Origin of the sequence: Microbacterium sp. 22296 (genome assembly GCF_052045385.1) — a bacterium.
Taxonomy (GTDB): Bacteria; Actinomycetota; Actinomycetes; order Actinomycetales; family Microbacteriaceae; genus Microbacterium.
This window is the reverse complement of sequence record NZ_JBQEOS010000008.1, coordinates 1-18,208: the sequence shown is the minus strand read 5'-3', so window position 1 is coordinate 18,208 and position 18,208 is coordinate 1. Positions and strand designations below refer to the sequence as shown.

Annotated in this window: 19 protein-coding genes; 7 read left to right on the top strand and 12 right to left on the bottom strand. The window is 71.0% G+C overall.

All coding sequences use genetic code 11. The features are described 5' to 3' along the window. Positions 1-95 precede the first annotated feature (95 nt). The 6 genes from ACTJJP_RS14060 to ACTJJP_RS14035 all read right to left on the bottom strand — a co-directional run bounded on the left by ACTJJP_RS14060 (position 96) and on the right by ACTJJP_RS14035 (position 4,966). Positions 96-1,487: an MSMEG_0567/sll0787 family protein gene (locus ACTJJP_RS14060; RefSeq protein ID WP_440775601.1), complete on the bottom strand. Its 1,392-nt coding sequence runs from the start codon at positions 1,485-1,487 to the stop codon at positions 96-98. Continuing rightward, positions 1,487-2,581, bottom strand: coding sequence for an MSMEG_0568 family radical SAM protein (locus ACTJJP_RS14055; RefSeq protein ID WP_440775600.1), 1,095 nt, complete (start codon positions 2,579-2,581; stop codon positions 1,487-1,489). The genes ACTJJP_RS14060 and ACTJJP_RS14055 overlap by 1 nt, the downstream gene beginning before the upstream one ends. A 243-nt stretch (positions 2,582-2,824) precedes the next feature. Then, positions 2,825-3,190, bottom strand: coding sequence for a fluoride efflux transporter FluC (locus tag ACTJJP_RS14050; RefSeq protein ID WP_440775599.1), 366 nt, complete (start codon positions 3,188-3,190; stop codon positions 2,825-2,827). Then, positions 3,187-3,552: a fluoride efflux transporter FluC gene (locus ACTJJP_RS14045; RefSeq protein WP_440775708.1), complete on the bottom strand. Its 366-nt coding sequence runs from the start codon at positions 3,550-3,552 to the stop codon at positions 3,187-3,189. Before ACTJJP_RS14045 ends, ACTJJP_RS14050 begins: the two co-directional genes overlap by 4 nt. A 174-nt stretch (positions 3,553-3,726) precedes the next feature. Beyond that, a complete protein-coding gene (locus ACTJJP_RS14040) occupies positions 3,727-4,692 on the bottom strand; it encodes a DNA topoisomerase IB (protein WP_440775598.1) in 966 nt (321 codons plus the stop codon). A 4-nt stretch (positions 4,693-4,696) separates the two neighbouring features. Next, positions 4,697-4,966, bottom strand: coding sequence for a DUF7218 family protein (locus ACTJJP_RS14035; RefSeq protein WP_440775597.1), 270 nt, complete (start codon positions 4,964-4,966; stop codon positions 4,697-4,699). Between the two features lie 281 nt (positions 4,967-5,247). Here ACTJJP_RS14035 and ACTJJP_RS14030 point away from each other — a divergent pair, with 281 nt between their 5' ends. Together ACTJJP_RS14030 and ACTJJP_RS14025 are read left to right on the top strand one after the other, a co-directional pair. Beyond that, on the top strand, positions 5,248-6,093 hold the full coding sequence (locus ACTJJP_RS14030; RefSeq protein WP_440775596.1) for a DUF4097 family beta strand repeat-containing protein: 846 nt from the start codon (positions 5,248-5,250) through the stop codon (positions 6,091-6,093). After that, positions 6,093-6,698: a PadR family transcriptional regulator gene (locus ACTJJP_RS14025; protein WP_440775595.1), complete on the top strand. Its 606-nt coding sequence runs from the start codon at positions 6,093-6,095 to the stop codon at positions 6,696-6,698. The genes ACTJJP_RS14030 and ACTJJP_RS14025 overlap by 1 nt, the downstream gene beginning before the upstream one ends. 4 nt (positions 6,699-6,702) lie before the next feature. Here the strand turns inward: ACTJJP_RS14025 and ACTJJP_RS14020 are convergent, their stop codons facing one another. After that, positions 6,703-7,215 (bottom strand): universal stress protein, encoded by a 513-nt coding sequence (locus ACTJJP_RS14020; protein WP_440775594.1) that lies wholly within the window; start codon positions 7,213-7,215, stop codon positions 6,703-6,705. Between the two features lie 157 nt (positions 7,216-7,372). On the opposite strand from ACTJJP_RS14020, the gene ACTJJP_RS14015 reads away from it, so the two are divergent. After that, positions 7,373-7,555: a DUF3073 family protein gene (locus ACTJJP_RS14015; protein WP_440775593.1), complete on the top strand. Its 183-nt coding sequence runs from the start codon at positions 7,373-7,375 to the stop codon at positions 7,553-7,555. Positions 7,556-7,780: 225 nt separating this feature from the next. Here the strand turns inward: ACTJJP_RS14015 and ACTJJP_RS14010 are convergent, their stop codons facing one another. From ACTJJP_RS14010 to purM, 3 genes are read right to left on the bottom strand one after another with little or no spacing between them, the layout of a single operon-like run. Continuing rightward, a complete protein-coding gene (locus tag ACTJJP_RS14010; protein WP_440775592.1) occupies positions 7,781-8,998 on the bottom strand; it encodes an MFS transporter in 1,218 nt (405 codons plus the stop codon). Then, entirely contained in the window at positions 8,995-10,470 is a 1,476-nt protein-coding gene (purF, locus tag ACTJJP_RS14005; RefSeq protein ID WP_440775591.1) for an amidophosphoribosyltransferase, read from the bottom strand. The genes ACTJJP_RS14010 and purF overlap by 4 nt, the downstream gene beginning before the upstream one ends. 6 nt (positions 10,471-10,476) lie before the next feature. Further along, positions 10,477-11,619, bottom strand: coding sequence for a phosphoribosylformylglycinamidine cyclo-ligase (purM, locus tag ACTJJP_RS14000; protein WP_440775590.1), 1,143 nt, complete (start codon positions 11,617-11,619; stop codon positions 10,477-10,479). 337 nt (positions 11,620-11,956) lie between these two features. Between purM and ACTJJP_RS13995 the strand changes: the two genes are divergently transcribed. Beyond that, positions 11,957-12,568: a zinc-binding alcohol dehydrogenase gene (locus tag ACTJJP_RS13995; protein ID WP_440775589.1), complete on the top strand. Its 612-nt coding sequence runs from the start codon at positions 11,957-11,959 to the stop codon at positions 12,566-12,568. Between the two features lie 3 nt (positions 12,569-12,571). Here the strand turns inward: ACTJJP_RS13995 and ACTJJP_RS13990 are convergent, their stop codons facing one another. Together ACTJJP_RS13990 and ACTJJP_RS13985 are read right to left on the bottom strand one after the other, a co-directional pair. Then, the gene (locus ACTJJP_RS13990; protein ID WP_440775588.1) at positions 12,572-12,907 is read right to left on the bottom strand and encodes a potassium transporter Trk; all 336 of its coding nucleotides are present in this window, start codon (positions 12,905-12,907) and stop codon (positions 12,572-12,574) included. 175 nt (positions 12,908-13,082) lie between these two features. Continuing rightward, on the bottom strand, positions 13,083-14,081 hold the full coding sequence (locus ACTJJP_RS13985) for a LacI family DNA-binding transcriptional regulator (protein ID WP_440775587.1): 999 nt from the start codon (positions 14,079-14,081) through the stop codon (positions 13,083-13,085). Positions 14,082-14,140: 59 nt separating this feature from the next. Here ACTJJP_RS13985 and ACTJJP_RS13980 point away from each other — a divergent pair, with 59 nt between their 5' ends. Genes ACTJJP_RS13980 through ACTJJP_RS13970 form a run of 3 tightly spaced genes read left to right on the top strand, consistent with a single transcriptional unit; the run spans position 14,141 to position 18,192 of the window. Further along, positions 14,141-15,694, top strand: a complete 1,554-nt coding sequence (locus ACTJJP_RS13980; protein ID WP_440775586.1) for a mannitol dehydrogenase family protein — start codon at positions 14,141-14,143, stop codon at positions 15,692-15,694. Positions 15,695-15,737: 43 nt separating this feature from the next. Continuing rightward, positions 15,738-16,742, top strand: a complete 1,005-nt coding sequence (locus ACTJJP_RS13975; RefSeq protein ID WP_440775585.1) for an L-idonate 5-dehydrogenase — start codon at positions 15,738-15,740, stop codon at positions 16,740-16,742. A 49-nt stretch (positions 16,743-16,791) separates the two neighbouring features. Continuing rightward, positions 16,792-18,192 (top strand): MFS transporter, encoded by a 1,401-nt coding sequence (locus ACTJJP_RS13970; protein ID WP_440775584.1) that lies wholly within the window; start codon positions 16,792-16,794, stop codon positions 18,190-18,192. The last annotated feature ends 16 nt before the right edge of the window (positions 18,193-18,208 follow it).

The window sequence follows — 18,208 nt, the reverse complement described above, 5'->3', positions numbered from 1 at the left end:
CTTCGCGTCGGGTGGAGCCGGGATGGAGCGCGTGTGCCTGATACCAGGCTGACGTCCGGGTGTTTCGGATTGGTTTCGACCGGAATGAGGTCGGGTTACGCCTCGCCGAGCCCGGTGGCGCCGGCGTCGACGACGGTGGTCTCGACGCCGTCGGGCCAACGGAGCACGACCCCGGAGCCCGTCGTGAGCTCGCCGATGCCTGCGGAGCTCGCGAGAGGCGAAGCCATCGACGCCGTCCCGGCGGTCACCATGCCGAACCCGGGGAAGCAGGTCAGCCAGTCGCCGAAGGCGATGCCCTCGGGGGCGGGGATCTCGGACACGTCGATGCGGGCGCCCGCACCCGAGGCCTCCGCGAGCATCGCGGCTGTGCCGACGATGCCGGCCATGCTGACGTCCTTCGCCGCCGCGGGGCGATGCTCGGGGACGAGTCCCGCGAGGTGGCGCAGCTCATCGCCGCTCCGGGTCGACGTGGAGTCCCACTGCCGCCCCTCGAACCCGCGTCGCCACCGACCGTGCAGGTCGAGGGTGAGCCCGAGAGGCTGGCCCGGGCGCCCGCCGCCGCCGGGAACGGGGTGCCGGGTCCGCCCGACCGCGGTCACCGACAGCGCCGATGCGCCGCCCCACTGCGTGTGGCCGCCGAGGATCGGCACGCCCCACGCCACCGCGGCGCTGCGCAGCCCCGAGACGATGCGGCGTACCGCCGATGCGGTGGGTGCCGACACGGCATCCATCAGTCCGACGGGCGTCGCCCCCATGGCGGAGAGGTCGTTGACGTTGACCAGCACCCCGCACCATCCGGCCCACTCGGGGTCCTTGTCGATGAGGGCGGGCAGGATCGCGTCGGTGGCGACCACGACGTCGGTGCCGGCGACGAGGGCGCCGTCGTCGCCGACCCAGCCGGGGCCGCCGAGGCCCTCGGGGTGGTCGTCCCGGATGCCGGAGAGCACGTCGCCGAGTGGGAGCTTCGTGGCGGCCACCAGGGCGGCGAATCGGTCGATGGGCCACCGCATGCGCACGTGGGGAGCGCCGGCGACGACCGTCCGCCCCCACCGCTGCCACCCGAGGTGGGTGAAGAGCGGCTCGTTGCGTTCCTGCACCGTGGCCTCGAACCGGACCACGCCGCGCTGCACCGCCTCGCGGCATGCCGCGCGCACCAACTCCGACCCGATCCCGCCCGCGTGCCGCGCACCGCGTCGCACCGCCAGGCGACTGCCCGTCCACCAGCCGATGTCGCGCGGCGTCGCGGGGGCGAGGCGAACACCGCCCAGCACCTCACCGGTGGGTGTCATCGCGACCAGCACGACGGTCCGCGGGTCGTCGTCGATGTCGTCACGGTCGTGCGCGTCGAAAAGGCCCTGCTCGTCGACGAAGACCTCACGCCGCAGCTCCCGGTAGGCGCGGGTCTGCCCCTCGTCGGCGACGCGGATCTCCCACGCCGACGTCGCGAGCCTCGCGGGCGACCCCGTCAGCACGGGCACGTCGAACATCAGGCGCCCGCCGTCTTGAGGATGCTGCACGCTCCGCACGCCGCGCACCCGGCGCGTTGGTCTTCGCCGCGCATCCCCGCCGAGTGCAACAGGCCCGCGACGCGCGAGGTGATGTCGTCGACGATCGCACGGTGCGGTGCCGTCACCTTGTCGACGTCGGTGGCGAGCGTTCCCTTCAAGGGTCGGAAAGGGACGACGAAGGGATAGACGCCCATGTCGATGAGTTCCCGTGCACCGTCGACCGCCTCGTCGGGGTCCTCCCCCATGCCGACGATCAGGTAGGTCGACACCTGGTTCCAACCGAACACCCGAACCGCTTCGCGCCACGCGGCGCGGTACTCGTCCATGCTCACGCGCGACTTGCCCGGCATCCATCGACGGCGAACGTCGTCGTCCATCGACTCGACATGGATGCCGATGGAGCGGGCACCCGCGTCGTACAGGTCGGTGATGGCCTGCAGGTCGGCGGGGGGCTCGCACTGCACCTGGATCTCGAGCTGCGGCACCGCCGCCTTCACCGCACGCACACAGCGGGCGAGGTGCTTCGCGCCGCGATCCCATCCGTTCGAGGTTCCCGTCGTCATGACCATGTGCGTCACGCCGTCGAGTCGCACGGCGGCCTCGGCCACCTCGGCGAGCATCGCAGGGGTCTTCACGGCGATGGTGGTGCCGGCGTCGAGCGAGGCCTCGATCGCGCAGAACCGGCAGCGCTCGCTCTCGTCGTAGCGCACGCAGGTCTGCACGACCGTGGTGGCCAACACGTTCTTGCCGTGGAGCTTGGCGATCTTGTCGTATGCCACGCCCTCGTCGGTATGCAGGTCGTAGAAGTGCGGCCGCACGACCGGAGACACGTCGAAGCCGAGGTCGGCACCGTCCCGGGTCAGGCGGCCGGACGCCGTCACGACATAGGGACTGTTCGGGTTGAGGGGGATTGCCGCACCCTCCCCGTCGAGGACGAAGTGGCCGTCGTCACTGGGCCCCGCCCCACCCGTGCGCCGCACGGGGGCGTCACTGCGGACGCCGAGAAGAGCTAGGCTGACACGGGTCGACACCCGGTCCTGGTCCACCGGTGCACACGCTGAGACGTTGTCCATGCACTCCAGTAGAACGACGGGGTGTTACCACACGACGTCCACCGGATAGCAGTCGTGTTTCGCGCGGCGGGCCGCTCTCGGCTCCCCTGCCGCGCCCGAGTTCCGGAGCCCACCGAGGCCATAGGCCACCCGTCGCCCGAGACATCAGCGCTCGATCTCCTCCGCCCCACACGGGTTTCCGAGCCCGTCGAAGGTCCCTGAGCCCGTCGAAGGTCCCTGAGCCCGTCGAAGGGACTCCCCCCGTCAGAACAGCGACCCGAGCGCCAACCCCGCCGCCGCGGCGACCACCGACCCCGCGAACGACACCGCCGCATACGTCGTCGCCGCCGCCGTCCGCCCCTCCTCGGCGAGCAGCGCCGTGGTCACCGCGACCGCGCTGAAGGTCGTGTATCCGCCGAGCAGGCCGGTGCCGACGATCCACCGCCAGGCGTCTTCGGCGGGGAGCATGCTCAGGACGCCGAGCACGAAGGCGCCCGTGAGGTTGACGACGAGGATTCCCCACGGGAACCGGTCTCCGGTCGCACGCCGCACCGCGGTGTCGAGCAGGAAGCGCAGCGCGGCGCCCACACCCCCGGCGACGGCCACGGCGACGAAAACGAGGGGGGTCATCGCTGGCGCCGCCCGCCGCGTCCGAGCAGCAGCCCACCCCACGCCGCCGCCGTGCCCAGCACCACCGAGGCGATGCCCCACCAGATCAGGCCCGGGTCCGCCGCCTCGACGGCGAGCGCGCTGTACGTCGTGAACCCGCCGAGCACGCCGGTGCCGAGGAACAGCTGCACGCGCTGCGCGCGCGAGGATGCCGGCATCCGGGATCGCCATCCGAACAGGATGCCGATGGCGAACGCCCCCACGACGTTGATGAGCGGCACGAGAGCGGACCCCAGGTCGTCACCGACCGCGAGGGTGACGCCGGCCCGCAGGGCGGTGCCGATCGCGCCGCCCACGGCGACGAGAACGACGTCACGCCACATGCTCACCGCGCCACCCTACGCCGCCTCGCGCCGTCGACCCCCGTGCGCCGGGCGTCCGCGCGAGGTCATCGATTCGCACGGCCTCTGTTCCGAGGCTCGGATGCCGACCGAGGTCGGGCCGATCGCCGAGGTCGCGCCCGCGGCGGCCGCCCGGCCACGACCCGGTGCGCGCGGTCACTCCCCCAGGATCAGGCGCCGGATCGCGGCATCCTTCGATCCGCCCAACTCCATCGTGCGGCCCTTGCGGTACAGCGCGAACACGCGCGGGTCGATGTAGCTCGCCCGGGCGACGGCGGGGGTGTTCCCGAGGGCGTCGGCGGTGGCACGGACGGCGGCGACCTCCGCCTTCTTGCGCTCGTTCTTGCCCCCGGTCGCGCCGACCCGGGCGAGCGATTCGGCGGCGAGGATCGTCCCCCGCAGCGTCCGGAAGTCTTTCGCGCTGAACGGCCCGCCGGTGAGCGAGCGCACGTAGGAGTTGACGTCTCCCGGCGTCAGGGGCACACGTCGGCGACCCCGCTTGTAGCTGAGCAGCGCGGCACGGGAGCGCCCGAGGGCGAGTTCCTCGACGATGGATGCCAGCTCCGCGTCACGCAGCGACAGCTCGGCGCGCTTGCCGCTCTTCGCAGGGAACGACAGGCGTACGAGGTCGCCCTCGACGATCGCGTCGCGCCTCTGCAGCGTCGTGAGCCCGCGGCTGCCGTTGGTCACGAAGTAGCGCGCGTTGCCCACGCGAGGGGCCACGAGGTCGAGGAAGCGGAACGACACCGCCAGCACCCGCTCACGGTCCGCCTCGGCGCGGCGCAGCGACTGGGTCACGCGCGCACGGGCCCGCGGCAGCGCCTCGGCCAGTTGCAGCGCGCGGGCGAACTTGCCCTTGTCCTGCCGCTTCGACCAGTCGGCGTGGTAGGTGTACTGCCGCCGACCCGCCTCGTCGGTGCCGACCGCCTGGATGTGCGCGTTCTCGGTCGTGGCGATCCACACCTCGCGCCATGCCGGCGGGATGACGAGCCCGCGCGCACGCTCGGCGTCGCGCTCGGACACCGCCGCCCCCGTGTGGTCGACGTACCGGAATCCCGAACCCGACCGCACCCGGCGGAAGCCCGGGTCTTCGTACGGCCGGACGCGGATGAGGCGAGCCATCGCGTCAGTGGTTGCGGAGCAGGTCGATCAGCTCCGCCTTCTTCTTGCCCGAGTATCCGGTGATGCCCAGTTCTTTCGCCCGCTTCTTCAGCTCACCGACGGTGCGATCCTCGTAGTCCTCGGCGTGGCCGCCCTTCTCACCGAGCTCGCTGCGCCCCTGGGCGGCGGCGGCGTTCGAGATGCGCGCGGCCTTCTCCTTCGAGTCGCCCTGCTTGCGCAGTTCCTCGTAGAGTTCGGGGTCCTTCAGACTGCTGGATCCACGGCTCTGGGGCATGACCGTCTCCTTCCGTCGGGATCATGACGCTACGGGTGAGACCGGCCGCGCGCGTGCGGGCTTGACAGCGCCCGGGTCGTCGAGGCGGGGAGCGGTGGGCGTCGCGCACCGGTGCACCAGGGGCGGTGGACCGGTTCGGAGACGATCCTCGACGCGAGGGGGCGGACCGTCGGGCATCAGTGCACGCTGTGCGACCTCACAGCGTCGCGGGGTTGACGCATACGCGATATATCGCGATACTCGGGTACAACGCGATATATCGCGAGTGAGGAGCCCCAGCCATGGAGAAATGGATCATCCACCCCGGAGAGACGCGCGTCATCGACCTCGATGCCGTGCGCGAGCTCAAGATCGGCCTCGTCGGCGGACAGGTCGACGTCATCGCCCACGATGAACCCGACACACGTATCGAAGTGCACGGCGTCACCGTCAAAGACCTCCGCATCGAGGTCGTCGACGGCCGCCTCGAGATCGACCACCCGCAGCTGCGCTGGGACAACTTCCTCGAGGTGTTCCGCAACTTCGGCGCGGGTGGCCCCAAGGCGGAGATCAGCGTCGCCGTCCCCCGCAACGTCGCCCTCACCCTCGGCGTCGTCAGCGCGAGCGCGCTCGTCGCGGGCCTGCGCACCGACGTGCGACTGAACACCGTCTCGGGCGACATCATGGTCGACGGCCTCGTCGGCGATGTCGACCTCAACGCCGTCTCGGGCGACGTACAGGTGCGCGAGCTCGACGGCGCCCTGAGCGCCAACAGCGTCTCGGGCGACGTCGCGGCCACCGGCCGCATCACCAAGGCGTCGATCGACACGGTGTCGGGTGCGATGCTGGTCGATTCCAGCGGAACCACCCAGTCGATCAGCCTCAACTCCGTCAGCGGCACGGCGACCGTGCGACTCGACCGCGCGCTCGCGGCCAACTATGTCTCGCGCTCGGTCAGCGGCCGCGTGCAGATCGACGGTCAGGTTCGCTCGGGCAAGGGCCCCACGAACTACACCGGCTCGACCGGCGCCCTCGCGGGATCGTTCGTCGACGTACGAGCCAACACCGTCTCGGGCGAGATCACGGTTCTCCGACGCGGCATCTCGGGCCTGCGCCCCGAGGAACTCGCCGGAGAGGAGGAGTGGTGATGAGCCCCGTCTTCTCGCACGGCGACCTGCGCCTGTACATCCTCAGCCTGCTCGATGAAGCGCCGCGCCACGGCTACGACCTCATGCAGGCGCTCACCGAGCGCACGGGCGGCACGTACTCGCCCTCGGCCGGCACGATCTATCCCCGGCTCTCCAAGCTCGAGGAAGAGGGCCTCGTCACCAAGACCGTCGACGGCCGCAAGACCGTGTACCAGATCACGGATGCCGGTCGCGCCGAGGTGTCGAATCGCACCGGCGACCTGGAGGGCATCCAGGCCGGTCTGGCCGACAGTGTCCGCCTGATCGCCGACGAGGTGCGCGGAAGCGTCCGGGATGCCATGCGGAGTCTGCGCGCCGACCTCGCCGCCGCCTCCCGTGAGGAGCGCGAGCAGGCGCACGCCGCGCCCGCCGACGATCCGCGCTCCCGCAGTCGCGAGCAACTCTCCCGTGCCGACGCGGCCGTCAACGAGTTCCGCGGACGTGTGCGCAGCGAGCTGCGCGCGCACGTCGCCCGCGGCGGCGAGCTCGCGGCATCCGGAGTCGACGAGATCGAGGCGGCGCTGCGTCAGGCGTCCGACGCCGTGACCCGCGCGATGCGCGGGTGACGCATCACTCCCACGGGAGCTGATCGTCGGCGCCGACCGGGTCGTCCTGCGGGACGACGAGCACCGGTCGGCGCTGACGGTGGCTCAGCCGGGCGGCGACGGACCCGGTGAGGAACTCCCGCAGCGATTCGCCCAGACCGCGCTTGCGCGTGCCCACCACCAGTACCGAAGCGTGGATCTCATCTGCGAGCCGGATCAGTGCGAGCGCCGGATCGCCGATCTCCTGCCGGACGCTCCACGCGACCGTGTCGCCCGCGAGGGCCTCGGCGGCGGCTCGACGCACGTCCTCGAGGGCCGCTTTCGATGCCGCTCCGGCGACATCGCCGCTCGTGGAGTGCACGTAGCCGTCCGGGTCTTCGAACGCGACGAACCGGGTGGTGTCGACGTGCACGACGACGAGGTCGACATGCGCGAGGGCCGCCTGACGAGCGGCTTCGCGCACGACCCGGGGCGCCTGCCCCGGGACGACACCGGCGATCACGGGTCCCGCAGGGGCGTGGTGGGGCTGGTCGGTCATGGGTGCTCCTCTCGCCGGCCGTGCCGGCGGACGCCGCCCGACCGCTCAGCCGGAAGGCGCCGTGATATCCTGGGTGTTACTCTTACCGGCTCGGTCCGGAACCGCAATACGCAGGGCCTCAGCGCGGCCCTCGACGTCGATCGTGAGGGGGTCTCGCATGGGGCGTGGCCGTCAGAAGGCGAAGAACACCAAGATCGCCCGTGAGCTGAAGTACGACACCTATTCGGTGAACTACTCGGCTCTCGAGCGCGAACTGGGTGCACCCGAAGCGGGTGAAGACGCGTACGTCGACAAGTGGGCCGACCAGTACAGCGGCGAGTACGAAGACGAGAAGGCCTGACGCCTCCCGCTCCGCCTCGCTCTCGGTGAGCGTCCACCCCAGTGGGCGCCAACCGCCGTCGTCGACCGGGCGATCAGGTCGACTCGTGATCATGGCTCACGTCGCGGATCGCTAGGCGACCCCCGATGGCGGGCTTGTCCGGGCGGCCGGTGGCGTTCGTCGTGAACACTGTTTTGGTCCGCGGCGTTCCGTGCAAAGAGTGTTGTGCCCGCGCCGTTCCGGCCGTCACCACGACGCGCCGGTACGCCTCTCCCATGCCTCCTCGACCGACTCCCGGCGGGCCATGATGATCGCGGCGGGAACGACGAGCAGCAGTGCCGCGCCGAGCACGAGCAGCCCCGCCGTCCACCCGCCGGTGACCTCGTGCGTCAGCCCGATGGCCAGGGGCATGAGAGCGGCGAACCCGTACCCCGCGCTCTGAACGAAGGCGCTGACGGCCACGGCGGTCTCATGGGAGCGCGTCCGCAGACCGAAGAGCACGAGCGCGAGCGGGAACATCAGGGGCGGGATGCCGATGAGCACCACCCACAACGCGGTCGCCGCCGCGGGCGCCACGAGGAGACCGACGATGCCCGTCAGTCCTCCGAGGATCGCGACGGCGTAGAACGGCGTCGTCCGCCCGAGACGGGCCACGAGCACGGGCACCAGGAGCGACACCGGGAGCCCCATGAACGCGAAGAGCGCGAGCAGACCGCCCGCCTCAGCGGCATCCACCCCGGCATCGTCCATGAGGATCAGCGGTAGCCACGCGAACATCCCGTACGCGACGGCCGAGTTCACGCCGAACGTGACCACGAGCGCCCAGGTCTGCGGCACCCGCACGATGCGCGACAGGACCGACGCGCGAGGTTCGGCGACCATGTCGGACCGCGCGGCACGGGCCCGCAGGCTCATCGCGACCCACGGCACCACCGCGAGCACCGCCACGGCCGCCCACGTCACGAACGACCCCCGCCAGCCGACCGCCTCAGCGAGAGGAACGGCAACGAGCGGGGGCGTGAACGTCGCCACGGCCATCGTCGTCGAATAGACGGTGGTCATCAGCCCGATGCGCTCGGGGAAGTGTTTCTTCACCACGGTGGGCAGCAGCACGTTCGCCACCCCGACAGCGGCGAAGACACCGGCCGTCGCGGCCAGCAGCGTCCACGCGTCGACGGCGGCGGCGCGAAGCGCCAGCATCACCGCGCCGACGATCGCGGCAATGAGCACCGTTCGCTCCAGACCGAGACGTCGCTCGATCGCCGGAGTCACCATGCCCGACAGGGCGAACGCCACGGGCGGCGCCATGCCGATGAGCCCGACGACCGCCGCGGGCACCTCGAAGTCGCGGCCGATCACCGTCAGCAGGGGTGAGAGCGAGGCCACCGCGATGCGGAGCGTCAACGCGAGCAGCACGACCGCGGCCGCGGCGAGCGCGACGTGTCCCGCCGCGCGGCGGGTCAAGACTCCTGGCTGCCCTCGACCCAGGCGAGGTACTCCTCCGACACGGTCCCCGTGACATAGCGGCCGTCGAAGCAGCTCATGTCGAGGTCGACCAGATCGGTGCCCTCCATGATCGCGGCCTTCAGGTCGTCGACCTCCTGGTACACCAGGTAATCGCACCCGAGTTCCGCGGCGATCTCGGGGATCGTGCGACCGTGCGCGACGAGCTCGTGGCGCGAGGGCATGTTGATGCCGTACACGTGCGGGTACCGAACGGGCGGGGCGGCCGACGCGAACGTCACGCTGAGCGCCCCGGCATCCCGGGCCATCTGGATGATCTCGCGGCTCGTGGTGCCGCGGACGATCGAGTCGTCGACCAGGAGCACGTTCTTGCCCTGGAACTCGGTCGACATCGCGTTGAGCTTCTGGCGCACGCTCTTCTTGCGCACCGCCTGCCCGGGCATGATGAACGTGCGGCCGACGTAGCGGTTCTTGTAGAAGCCCTCGCGGTACTCGATGCCGAGCTTGCGGGCCACCTGCATCGCCGCCGGGCGGGCGGAGTCGGGGATCGGCATGACCACGTCGATGGACCCCGCGGGGGTGTACTTCGCGACCGTGTCGGCGAGACGCTCCCCCATCCGCAGGCGGGTCTCGTAGACCGAGACGCCGTTCATGACGGAGTCGGGACGAGCCAGGTAGACGTATTCGAACGAGCACGGCGCCAGCGTCGCGTTCGGCGCGCACTGCTGCGCGTGGAGCGTGCCGTCGAGGGCGACGAACACCGCCTCGCCGGGCTCGATGTCGCGGACGACTTCGAAGCCGGCGTTCTCGAGCACGAGCGATTCGGATGCCACGATGAACTCGTCGCGCGACTCGCGGCCCGGTACCTCGGCGGCGGGGCGCTTGCCGAGGATGAGGGGGCGGATGCCGAACGGGTCGCGGAAGGCGAGGAGTCCGTAGCCGGCGATGAGGGCGATGGAGGCGTAGGAGCCCTCGACGCGCTCGTGCACGCGGGCGACCGCGCGGAAGACCTGCGCGGGATCGAGGTCGGGTCCGGTGATCTCGGACTGCAGTTCCGAGCCGAGGATGTTCACGAGCAGTTCGGTGTCGCTGCTGGTGTTGAGGTGACGGCGGTCCTTGCTGAACAGCTCGCGGGTGAGCTCGCGCGTATTCGTCAGATTGCCGTTGTGCACCAGCACGATGCCGTAGGGGGCGTTGACGTAGAAGGGCTGCGCCTCTTCTTCGTTCGACGCGGTGCCCTTGGTGGCGTAGCGCACGTGGCCGAGCCCGATGTCGCCGAGGAGAGCGCGCATGTCGCGGGTGCGGAACGCCTCGCGAACCTGGCCGCGGGCCTTGTGGATGTGGAAGACACCGCTCGCCTCAGCGGTGGCCATACCCGTGGAGTCCTGTCCGCGGTGCTGGAGGAGGAGGAGCGCGTCGTAGATCTCCTGGTTGACCGGGCCCTGCCCGGCCATGCCGACGATGCCGCACATGGGGTGTCAGTCCGCTCCGTTCGCCGGGTGCCCGGCATCCGCGTAGGAGCCGACCAGGCGCACAGCGCCCCCGTCGACGCCCTTCGCGCCCTGTTCGTACTCGCCCTCGCCCCGAGCGTCGTCACGGACGACGCCGACCTGCCACGTCGCGATGCCCTCGGCCGTGAGCGCCGCGCTCGCGGCATCCGCGATCTCGGGTGCGACGACGGCGAGGAAGCCGATGCCGAGGTTCCAGGTGCCTTCGGTCGCGGTCAGCTCGAGCCCGCCGATGTCGGCGAGCACGCGGAACACCGGCGACGGGCTCCACGTCGAACGGTCCACGTCGACCCACGTGTTCCGCGGCAGCACGCGCGCGAGGTTGGCCGCGATGCCGCCCCCGGTGACATGGCTCAGCGAATGGATGCCGGAGCCCACCGCGTCGTCGTCGAGCAGGCGCAGCAGCGGCGAGGTGTACAGGCGCGTGGGCTCGAGGAGGGCTTCGCCCCAGGTCCCCCCGAGGTCGGCCGACGCCGCGCCGTACGCGATGCCCGCGCCCGTGATGATGTGCCGCACGAGCGAGTAGCCGTTGGAGTGCAGGCCGCTGGAGGCGAGCGCGAGCACGACGTCGCCGCCGCGCACGCGATCGGCGCCGAGGATGCGGTCGGCCTCGACCACACCGGTCGCCGCCCCCGCCACGTCATAGTCGTCGATGCCGAGCAGGCCGGGGTGTTCGGCGGTCTCGCCGCCGACCAGCGCCGTGCCGGTCATCGAGCAGCCGCGCGCGATTCCCGCGACGATGTCGGCGATGCGCTGGGGCACGACCTTGCCGCACGCGATGTAGTCGGTCATGAAGAGCGGGCGGGCGCCGACCACGACGATGTCGTCGACGACCATGCCGACGAGGTCTTCGCCGATGGTGTCGTGCTTGTCGATGGCCTGCGCGATGGCGACCTTCGTGCCGACGCCGTCGGTACTGGTCGCGAGCAGCGGCTTGGCGTAGTCGCGCAGCGCCGAGGCGTCGAAGAGACCGGCGAAGCCACCGACGCCACCGAGCACTTCGGGGCCGTGGGTACGACGCACGGCCGACTTCATCAGTTCGACGGCGAGGTCTCCGGCGGCGGTGTCGACGCCGGCGGCGGAATAGGGGTTTTCGTGGGGAGCTGAGGCCACCGCACCAGACTACCCGCGCTCGATACGCCCGCGCGTCGCGCGGGGGCGACTGCGGCGCTCGTCGCAACGGTGCGCGGCCGGGAAAGGAGGAGATTCGATGGGGCACGGGGAGGAGCCGCACAAGCGAACGAGCCACGTCACCGGCCACCGGCGAGCGGAGGAGGAGCAGCGACGGGAGGACAGCCCGCGGCCACGGCATCCTCCCTCACCAGATTTTCCTCGGCGCCTCCTAGGACGCGCCCCGTGCCCGGACCCCGCACCCGCAACCTCGTCCCGCCCTCGAGCGGCGCGCGCAAGGGACGCGCCGCTCGGGCGGGTGCGTCCCTAAAATGGCGCCATGACGAGCGGTCAACCGGAGTGGGTGATCCGCGAGGACGCGGCGCAATCGGTGCTCGTCGCGCTGTATCTGCGGCAAGTGCTCGGCATCCGTTCCCCCGAGGAGCTCCCGGCACTGCGGCGCGTACCGCCGCCGATGATCGCGAGCGACACGGACGCCGGGCACGCGCAGCTCGAACGCGAGTGGCGGGGCTTCTGGGCGATGACCGTCGAGCCGCAGGCGCATCCCTCACCCGTACCGCTGGAGCTGGTGGACGGGTACGACGGATTGGTCGCCCTTCCCGTCGACGGCGCCGACATGTTGCGCCGGGCCATGACCGCTCACGCCGACGACGCTCTCGACTTCGCACGCTTGGCCCATGATCGCTACGCGCGGGAGTCCGCGGCTCGTCCGGGGGTGTCGTACCGCGCGTACGCCGGCGCGATCGCGGCACACGAGCGGACTGTGGGCAGGCGCGCGCATTCTTTCGAGTTGAACGTGCAGGTGCTGCCGCTGACTCAGCGGGGCGTGTGGTGGATCGGCTCGTTGACCGTGGCGGTGACAGATGGTCTGCGCAGCGACGTCGTGGCCTTCGACGCCGCCATCCACCCGATCATCGCGGAGCTGGCCTGAGGATCAGACCTCGTACTGCTCGTGGTCGACGGTGACCCGCCGGGTGCGGCCGCTGAGGACCCGTTCGAAGACCAGCGCCACGATCGCGGCGAGCGCGATGCCGGCGATCACGCAGATGAGCGCGGTGAAGCCGAACACCTGCAGCTCCGAGTAGACGACCTGCGTATAGGGGCTCACGCCGGACCCGTCGATCGCGACCGTCAAAATCAGGGCGACCAGGATGCCGAGGAACGCCCCGGCCGCCAGGAAGACGCCGTACTTCGGCGCGCGGCGCACCGTCACGGTCTCGATGTCGTCGCGGATGTACACCGGTCGTTCAGGGTCGGGCTGCTGGGCCATGCGCTTATTCTCCCACCGTCGGGGTCGCCGCGGGTCGTGACTTTCGGCGTCGAGCTGCCCCGCGAGCCCGGCGGCCCACAGCCGGGGCGGCCGCGTCACACCCTCATGACAGGATCAGACGCGATTCGAGCGCCGGAGCCGATCTCGCGCGGCACCGAGCGCAGCGGCGACCCCGTCAGCGGCGGGCGCGCGGCGGCGCGGTGGAGCTGCGCACGATGAGCTGCGAGGGCAGCACGGTCTCGTCCATCGGCGTTGCGCCGACCATCGCCTGCAGGAGCAGTTCGACGGCCAGGGCACCGGAGCGCGCGATGGGCATACGCACGGTCGTCAGGCTCGGGGTGACGGCACCGGCCAGGTCGATGTCGTCGATACCGACGATGCTGATGTCGTCGGGGCAGACGCGGCCGAGCTCGGCCATTCCCGCCTCGAGGCCCAGCGCCACGAGGTCGTTGTAGGCGATCACCGCGGTGGCGCCGCTGGCGACGGCGGCCGCGGCACCGGCCCGGCCACCCTGGATGGATGCCGCGTGGTTGCTCAGTCGCGTCAGGCGGATGCCGAAGCGTTCGCACGCGCGGGCCACGGCACCCACGCGTTGCTCGTCAGCCCAGGAGCCGTGCGGCCCGGACGCGTAGGCGACGTGGTCGTGACCGAGGGCGGAGAGGTGCTCCACCGCCTGCGTCGGTCCCCGCTCGGCGTCCATCACCACGCACACCGTGCCGGGGAGGACGCGGTTGATGACGACGTGCGGGGTGTCGCGCACGAGGGCCAGCACCTCGTCTTCCGGGAGGCGCGGCGAGCAGAGGAGGAGACCGTCGGTGCGGCATCCGAGTTCGATGGCTTCGCGTTCGCGACGGAGGTCTTCGTCGGCGTCGAACAGCACGATGCGGTGGCGGCCGTGCCACGCCTGGCCTTGGATCGCCTTGAGCAGGGTCGCGTAGACGGGGTTGGCGGCATCCGGGACGACCACCGCGATCGTGCGCGTCCCGATCGCCACCTGGGGCGTGGAATAGCCCAGTTCGACGGCGGACCTGCGAACGCGCTCGAGCGTCGCCGGCGCCAATCGGTCGGGTTCGCCGAAGGCGCGCGACGCGGTGGCGATCGACACTCCCGCGTGCCGCGCCACCTCTGTGAGGTTCGCCGCCATCTCCACCTCCCGTCGCCGTGTGTCCATCATCCTTCATCGTCCGATGTAAAAGCTTGACAAGTTTGTACAAACTACCGCACACTGCTTTCATGCCGATCATCGACGATCCCTTCGAGGCGACCCGTGCCGCATCCGGCCGGGCAGCCGCGACCGCCCGCCTGACCCGCGCCACCACCGGTGCGGTAGCGGTCCCCGCGCCGCCCGCCGCCGCCGGGATCCTGCACCTCGGCCTCGGCAGCTTCCACCGCGCCCACCAGGCCGTCTACACCGCGGCCGCCCTGCGCGCCGACGGCGGCGACTGGGGAATCGTCGGCGTCGCCTCGCGGTCGCGCCGCATCGTCGACTCCCTCCACGCGCAGGATCACCTCTACGCCGTCGCGACCATCTCGCCGGAGGAGACCTCCCTCGAGGTCCCCGGTGTCCACACCGACTCGTACGTCGCCGCCGACGACCCGGCGCGCGTGGTCGCCGACCTCGCCGACCCGCGTATCCGCATCGCGACACTCACCGTGACCGAGAACGGCTACAGCTTCTCGCCCGCCACCCAGCGCCTCGACGTCGAGGACCCCCTCGTCGCCTCCGATCTGCGCGGCGGCGCCCCCCGGTCCACCGTCGGGCAGCTCGCCCGCGGCCTGCAGCGCCGCGCCGACGCCGGAGGGGAGCCGATCTCGATCCTGAGCTGCGACAACCTGCTCTCCAACGGCTCGCACACCGAGAAGCTCGTTCGCGCTTTCCTGCAGGAGCTCCCGGATGCCGAGGGCGCCGACGTCCTCGCCTACCTCGACCGCTCCGTGACCTTCCCCTCGAGCATGGTCGACCGCATCGTCCCGTCGACGACGCGGGAGTTCGCCGATCGCGTCGCCGGACTGCTCGGCGTACGCGACGACGCACCGGTTCCCGCCGAGCCGTTCACGATGTGGGCGATCCAAGACCGCTTCGCCGCGGGACGACCGACGTGGGAGGCCGGCGGTGCCGTGTTCACCGACGAAGTCGGCGCGTACGAGCTTCTCAAGGTGCGTCTGCTCAACGGTACGCACTCGCTCATCGCCTACCTCGGCGCTCTGAAGGGCGCGGCGACGATCCCGGATGCCATCGCCCTCCCCGATATCGAGGCGTCCGCCGCGGCCGTGCTGCGTCGAGAGTACGAGCCGTCGGTCGCCGCACCCGCGGGCGTCGACGTCGAGCAGTACGAGCGCGAGCTGTTCTCACGCTGGGGCAACAGCGCGCTGGGACACCGTACCGACCAGGTCGGCTCCGACGGATCGGTCAAGCTCGGCCAACGCATCCCCGGCCCCGTCCTGCAGGCACTGGACCGCGGGGAGTTCCCCCACCTCATCGCCCTCACGGTCTCGGCCTATCTCGCCTGCATCGCGCCTCCCGCCGGATTCGACCCCGGTCCACACGCCGCGGCGATGAGCGACAACGCGCGCGAACGCCTCACCGCGGGCGCCGTGCGGGGCGGTCGCGACCTCGCGGCCCGCGCCATCGTCGACCTCCACCTCTTCGGCGAAGACCTCGCGCATCGCACCGTCTTCATCGACCGGGTCGGCGACCTGCTCGACATCATCGTGCAGCGCGGCGTCGACAGCGCGGTCGCCGACGCCCTCTCGGCATCCGGCGCCCTGGCTGCCCCCACCCTCTGACCACCCGGCGCTCCCGGAGCGCACACGACACGAAGGAGACGCGATGAAGCTGCTCGCGATCCATGGCGCGGAGGACATCCGCTGGGAAGACCGTCCCGCGCCGGAGCCCGGTGACGGCGAAGTGCGCCTGCGCGTGCGCTACGTCGGAATCTGCGGATCCGACCTACACTACTACTTCCACGGAAAGAACGGCGAGTACGCCGTCCGCGAGCCCCTCACCCCCGGGCACGAGCTGTCGGCCGAGGTCGACCTCGACCCCTCGGGCCGCCTCGCCCCCGGTACGCCCGTGACGGTGCACCCCGCGCGCTTCGGCCCCTCGGTGCCGGGTTTGGAGCACCGCCCGCACCTTCGCGCCGGCGGGGACTACCTCGGCAGTGCCGCAGGATTCCCCCACCGGCAGGGCGGCGCCGCCGAGCTGCTCGTCGTGGAGGAGCACATGGTGCGCGTACTGCCCGAAGGGCTCCCCCTCGAGCGCGCGGCTCTCGCCGAGCCCTTGGCCGTCGCCATCCACGCGGTGAGCCTGGCCGGCGACCTCGCGGGCCGGCGCGCCCTCGTCATCGGTGCGGGTCCGATCGGCCTGCTCGTCGCCGCCGCGGCCGTCCACGCGGGCGCCGAGGTCGTCGGCGCGAGCGATGTGCGACCCGAGCCCCTCGAACGGGCGCGGACCCTCGGTGCGACCGAGACATTCCTCGTCGGCACCGACACCATCGAGAACGAATCGTTCGATGTCGTCTTCGAGTGCTCGGGCGTGGGTGTCGCGCTCACCCAGGCGGTGCGCGCGGCCCGCCGCGCGGGCACTGTGGTGCAGGTCGGCATGCTCCCCGATGCCGACCTGGGCGTGAACCTCGCCCCGCTGCTCGCCAAGGAACTCACCCTGCGCGGCGCGTTCCGCTTCTCGACTGAGATCGACGACGCCGTCGCCCTGCTGGCCTCGACCGACGCCCTCGACGCGGTCGTCTCTCACGTCATCCCCGCCGCCGACGCCGTGACCGCGTTCGCCACCGCGCGCGACTCCTCGGCATCCGCCAAGGTCCTCCTCTCCCTCTGACCCGCACCCGCTGTCCCCGACCCCGTCATCACTACAAAGGAGTAATCCGATGAGCAGCTCTTCCGCCCCCGGCGTCGACGCCTCGACGTCACCGCCCCTCGCCAAGAGATCGACCGGCGACCTCGCGCGCGCCGCCGTCTCCGGCTGGCTCGGCACCGCGCTGGAGTTCATGGACTTCCAGCTCTACTCGCTTGCCGCCGCCCTCGTCTTCAGCCAGATCTTCTTCGCCGGAGGGGACGCCGCCATGGCGGTGGTCCTCGCGATGGCGACCTACGGCGTCGGCTACGTGGCCCGCCCGGTCGGTGCGTTCTTCTTTGCCCGCATCGGCGACAAGATCGGCCGCAAGCAGGTGCTCTTCTACACGATCCTGCTGATGGGCGCGGCGACGACGTTGATCGGCGTGCTGCCCACGTACGAGCAGGTCGGCATCCTGGCCCCGATCCTGCTGGTGATCCTGCGTCTCGCGCAGGGCTTCGGTGCGGGGGCCGAGATCTCGGGCGCGGGCGTCATGCTCGCCGAGTACGCCCCCGACAACCGTCGCGGCGTCGTCGCCTCGCTGGTCGCCCTCGGCACCAACTGCGGAACCCTCTTCGCCTCGGGCATCTGGGCGATCCTGCTCGCCGTGATGATGGAGAGCGACGTCATCGCGTGGGGCTGGCGCATCCCCTTCATCGGCAGCGCCGTGATCATGCTCTTCGCCCTGTGGGTGCGCTTCAACCTCAAGGAGAGCCCCGTCTTCGAGGAGCGCACGGACGTCGTCGACGGCAAGGCTCTCTCGCGTGACGAACTGAAGCGCGTCGCGACCGAGACCAACGACGTCCGCACCCTGGAGTCGCTGCGGAGGAAGCCGATCAAGGCGATCCTCGTGTCGTTCTTCCTGCGCTTCGGCCAGGCCGGCAACTCCGGCATCGTGCAGACCTACCTCATCTCGTTCATCACGATCACCCTCGCGATCTCGAAAGAGGTCGGTCCCGAGATCGTCATCGTGTCGTCGCTGATCGGCTTCATCACGATCCCGCTCGTGGGCTTCCTCGGCGACAAGGTCGGTCGCCGACGGATGTACATCGTGATGTCGTCGCTGTCGCTCGTTCTGATCGTTCCGACCCTGCTGCTGATCAACTCCCGCGAGGTGGGCTGGATCTTCGTCGGCTACGCGCTGATCCACAACATCTCGGTGCTGGGCCTGGCATCCATGGAGAACATCTCGATCCCCGAGATCTTCGGTGCCCGCAACCGCTATACCCTCACCGCCGTCGTCCGCGAGGTCGCCGCCATCATCGCCACGGGCATCGGCCCGGTCGTCGCCGCCGCGTGGGTGGCCGCCGCGACCGGCAGCATCGTCCCGATCATGGTGCTCATGGGGGTCTTCACCGCCTCCGCCCTGGTCGCCGCGATCGTCGCACCCGAGTGGACCGGTCGCGACCTGCGGGATCCCCGCCCCGCGATGTGACGTGACGGGGCTCCCC

What these genes read in the sequence shown, in the direction of transcription:
- ACTJJP_RS14045 (WP_440775708.1), bottom strand. Translation starts at nt 3,552, where the DNA reads ATGTGGCGTGACGTCGTTCTCGTCGCCGTGGGCGGCGCGATCGGCACC.
- ACTJJP_RS13990 (WP_440775588.1), bottom strand. Translation starts at nt 12,907, where the DNA reads ATGGCCCAGCAGCCCGACCCTGAACGACCGGTGTACATCCGCGACGAC.
- ACTJJP_RS14060 (WP_440775601.1), bottom strand. Translation starts at nt 1,487, where the DNA reads ATGTTCGACGTGCCCGTGCTGACGGGGTCGCCCGCGAGGCTCGCGACG.
- ACTJJP_RS14015 (WP_440775593.1), top strand. Translation starts at nt 7,373, where the DNA reads ATGGGGCGTGGCCGTCAGAAGGCGAAGAACACCAAGATCGCCCGTGAG.
- ACTJJP_RS14055 (WP_440775600.1), bottom strand. Translation starts at nt 2,581, where the DNA reads ATGGACAACGTCTCAGCGTGTGCACCGGTGGACCAGGACCGGGTGTCG.
- ACTJJP_RS13985 (WP_440775587.1), bottom strand. Translation starts at nt 14,081, where the DNA reads ATGATGGACACACGGCGACGGGAGGTGGAGATGGCGGCGAACCTCACA.
- ACTJJP_RS13970 (WP_440775584.1), top strand. Translation starts at nt 16,792, where the DNA reads ATGAGCAGCTCTTCCGCCCCCGGCGTCGACGCCTCGACGTCACCGCCC.
- ACTJJP_RS14050 (WP_440775599.1), bottom strand. Translation starts at nt 3,190, where the DNA reads ATGACCCCCCTCGTTTTCGTCGCCGTGGCCGTCGCCGGGGGTGTGGGC.
- ACTJJP_RS14035 (WP_440775597.1), bottom strand. Translation starts at nt 4,966, where the DNA reads ATGCCCCAGAGCCGTGGATCCAGCAGTCTGAAGGACCCCGAACTCTAC.
- ACTJJP_RS13995 (WP_440775589.1), top strand. Translation starts at nt 11,957, where the DNA reads ATGACGAGCGGTCAACCGGAGTGGGTGATCCGCGAGGACGCGGCGCAA.
- ACTJJP_RS14025 (WP_440775595.1), top strand. Translation starts at nt 6,093, where the DNA reads ATGAGCCCCGTCTTCTCGCACGGCGACCTGCGCCTGTACATCCTCAGC.
- ACTJJP_RS13975 (WP_440775585.1), top strand. Translation starts at nt 15,738, where the DNA reads ATGAAGCTGCTCGCGATCCATGGCGCGGAGGACATCCGCTGGGAAGAC.
- ACTJJP_RS13980 (WP_440775586.1), top strand. Translation starts at nt 14,141, where the DNA reads ATGCCGATCATCGACGATCCCTTCGAGGCGACCCGTGCCGCATCCGGC.
- ACTJJP_RS14030 (WP_440775596.1), top strand. Translation starts at nt 5,248, where the DNA reads ATGGAGAAATGGATCATCCACCCCGGAGAGACGCGCGTCATCGACCTC.
- purF (WP_440775591.1), bottom strand. Translation starts at nt 10,470, where the DNA reads ATGTGCGGCATCGTCGGCATGGCCGGGCAGGGCCCGGTCAACCAGGAG.
- ACTJJP_RS14020 (WP_440775594.1), bottom strand. Translation starts at nt 7,215, where the DNA reads ATGACCGACCAGCCCCACCACGCCCCTGCGGGACCCGTGATCGCCGGT.
- ACTJJP_RS14040 (WP_440775598.1), bottom strand. Translation starts at nt 4,692, where the DNA reads ATGGCTCGCCTCATCCGCGTCCGGCCGTACGAAGACCCGGGCTTCCGC.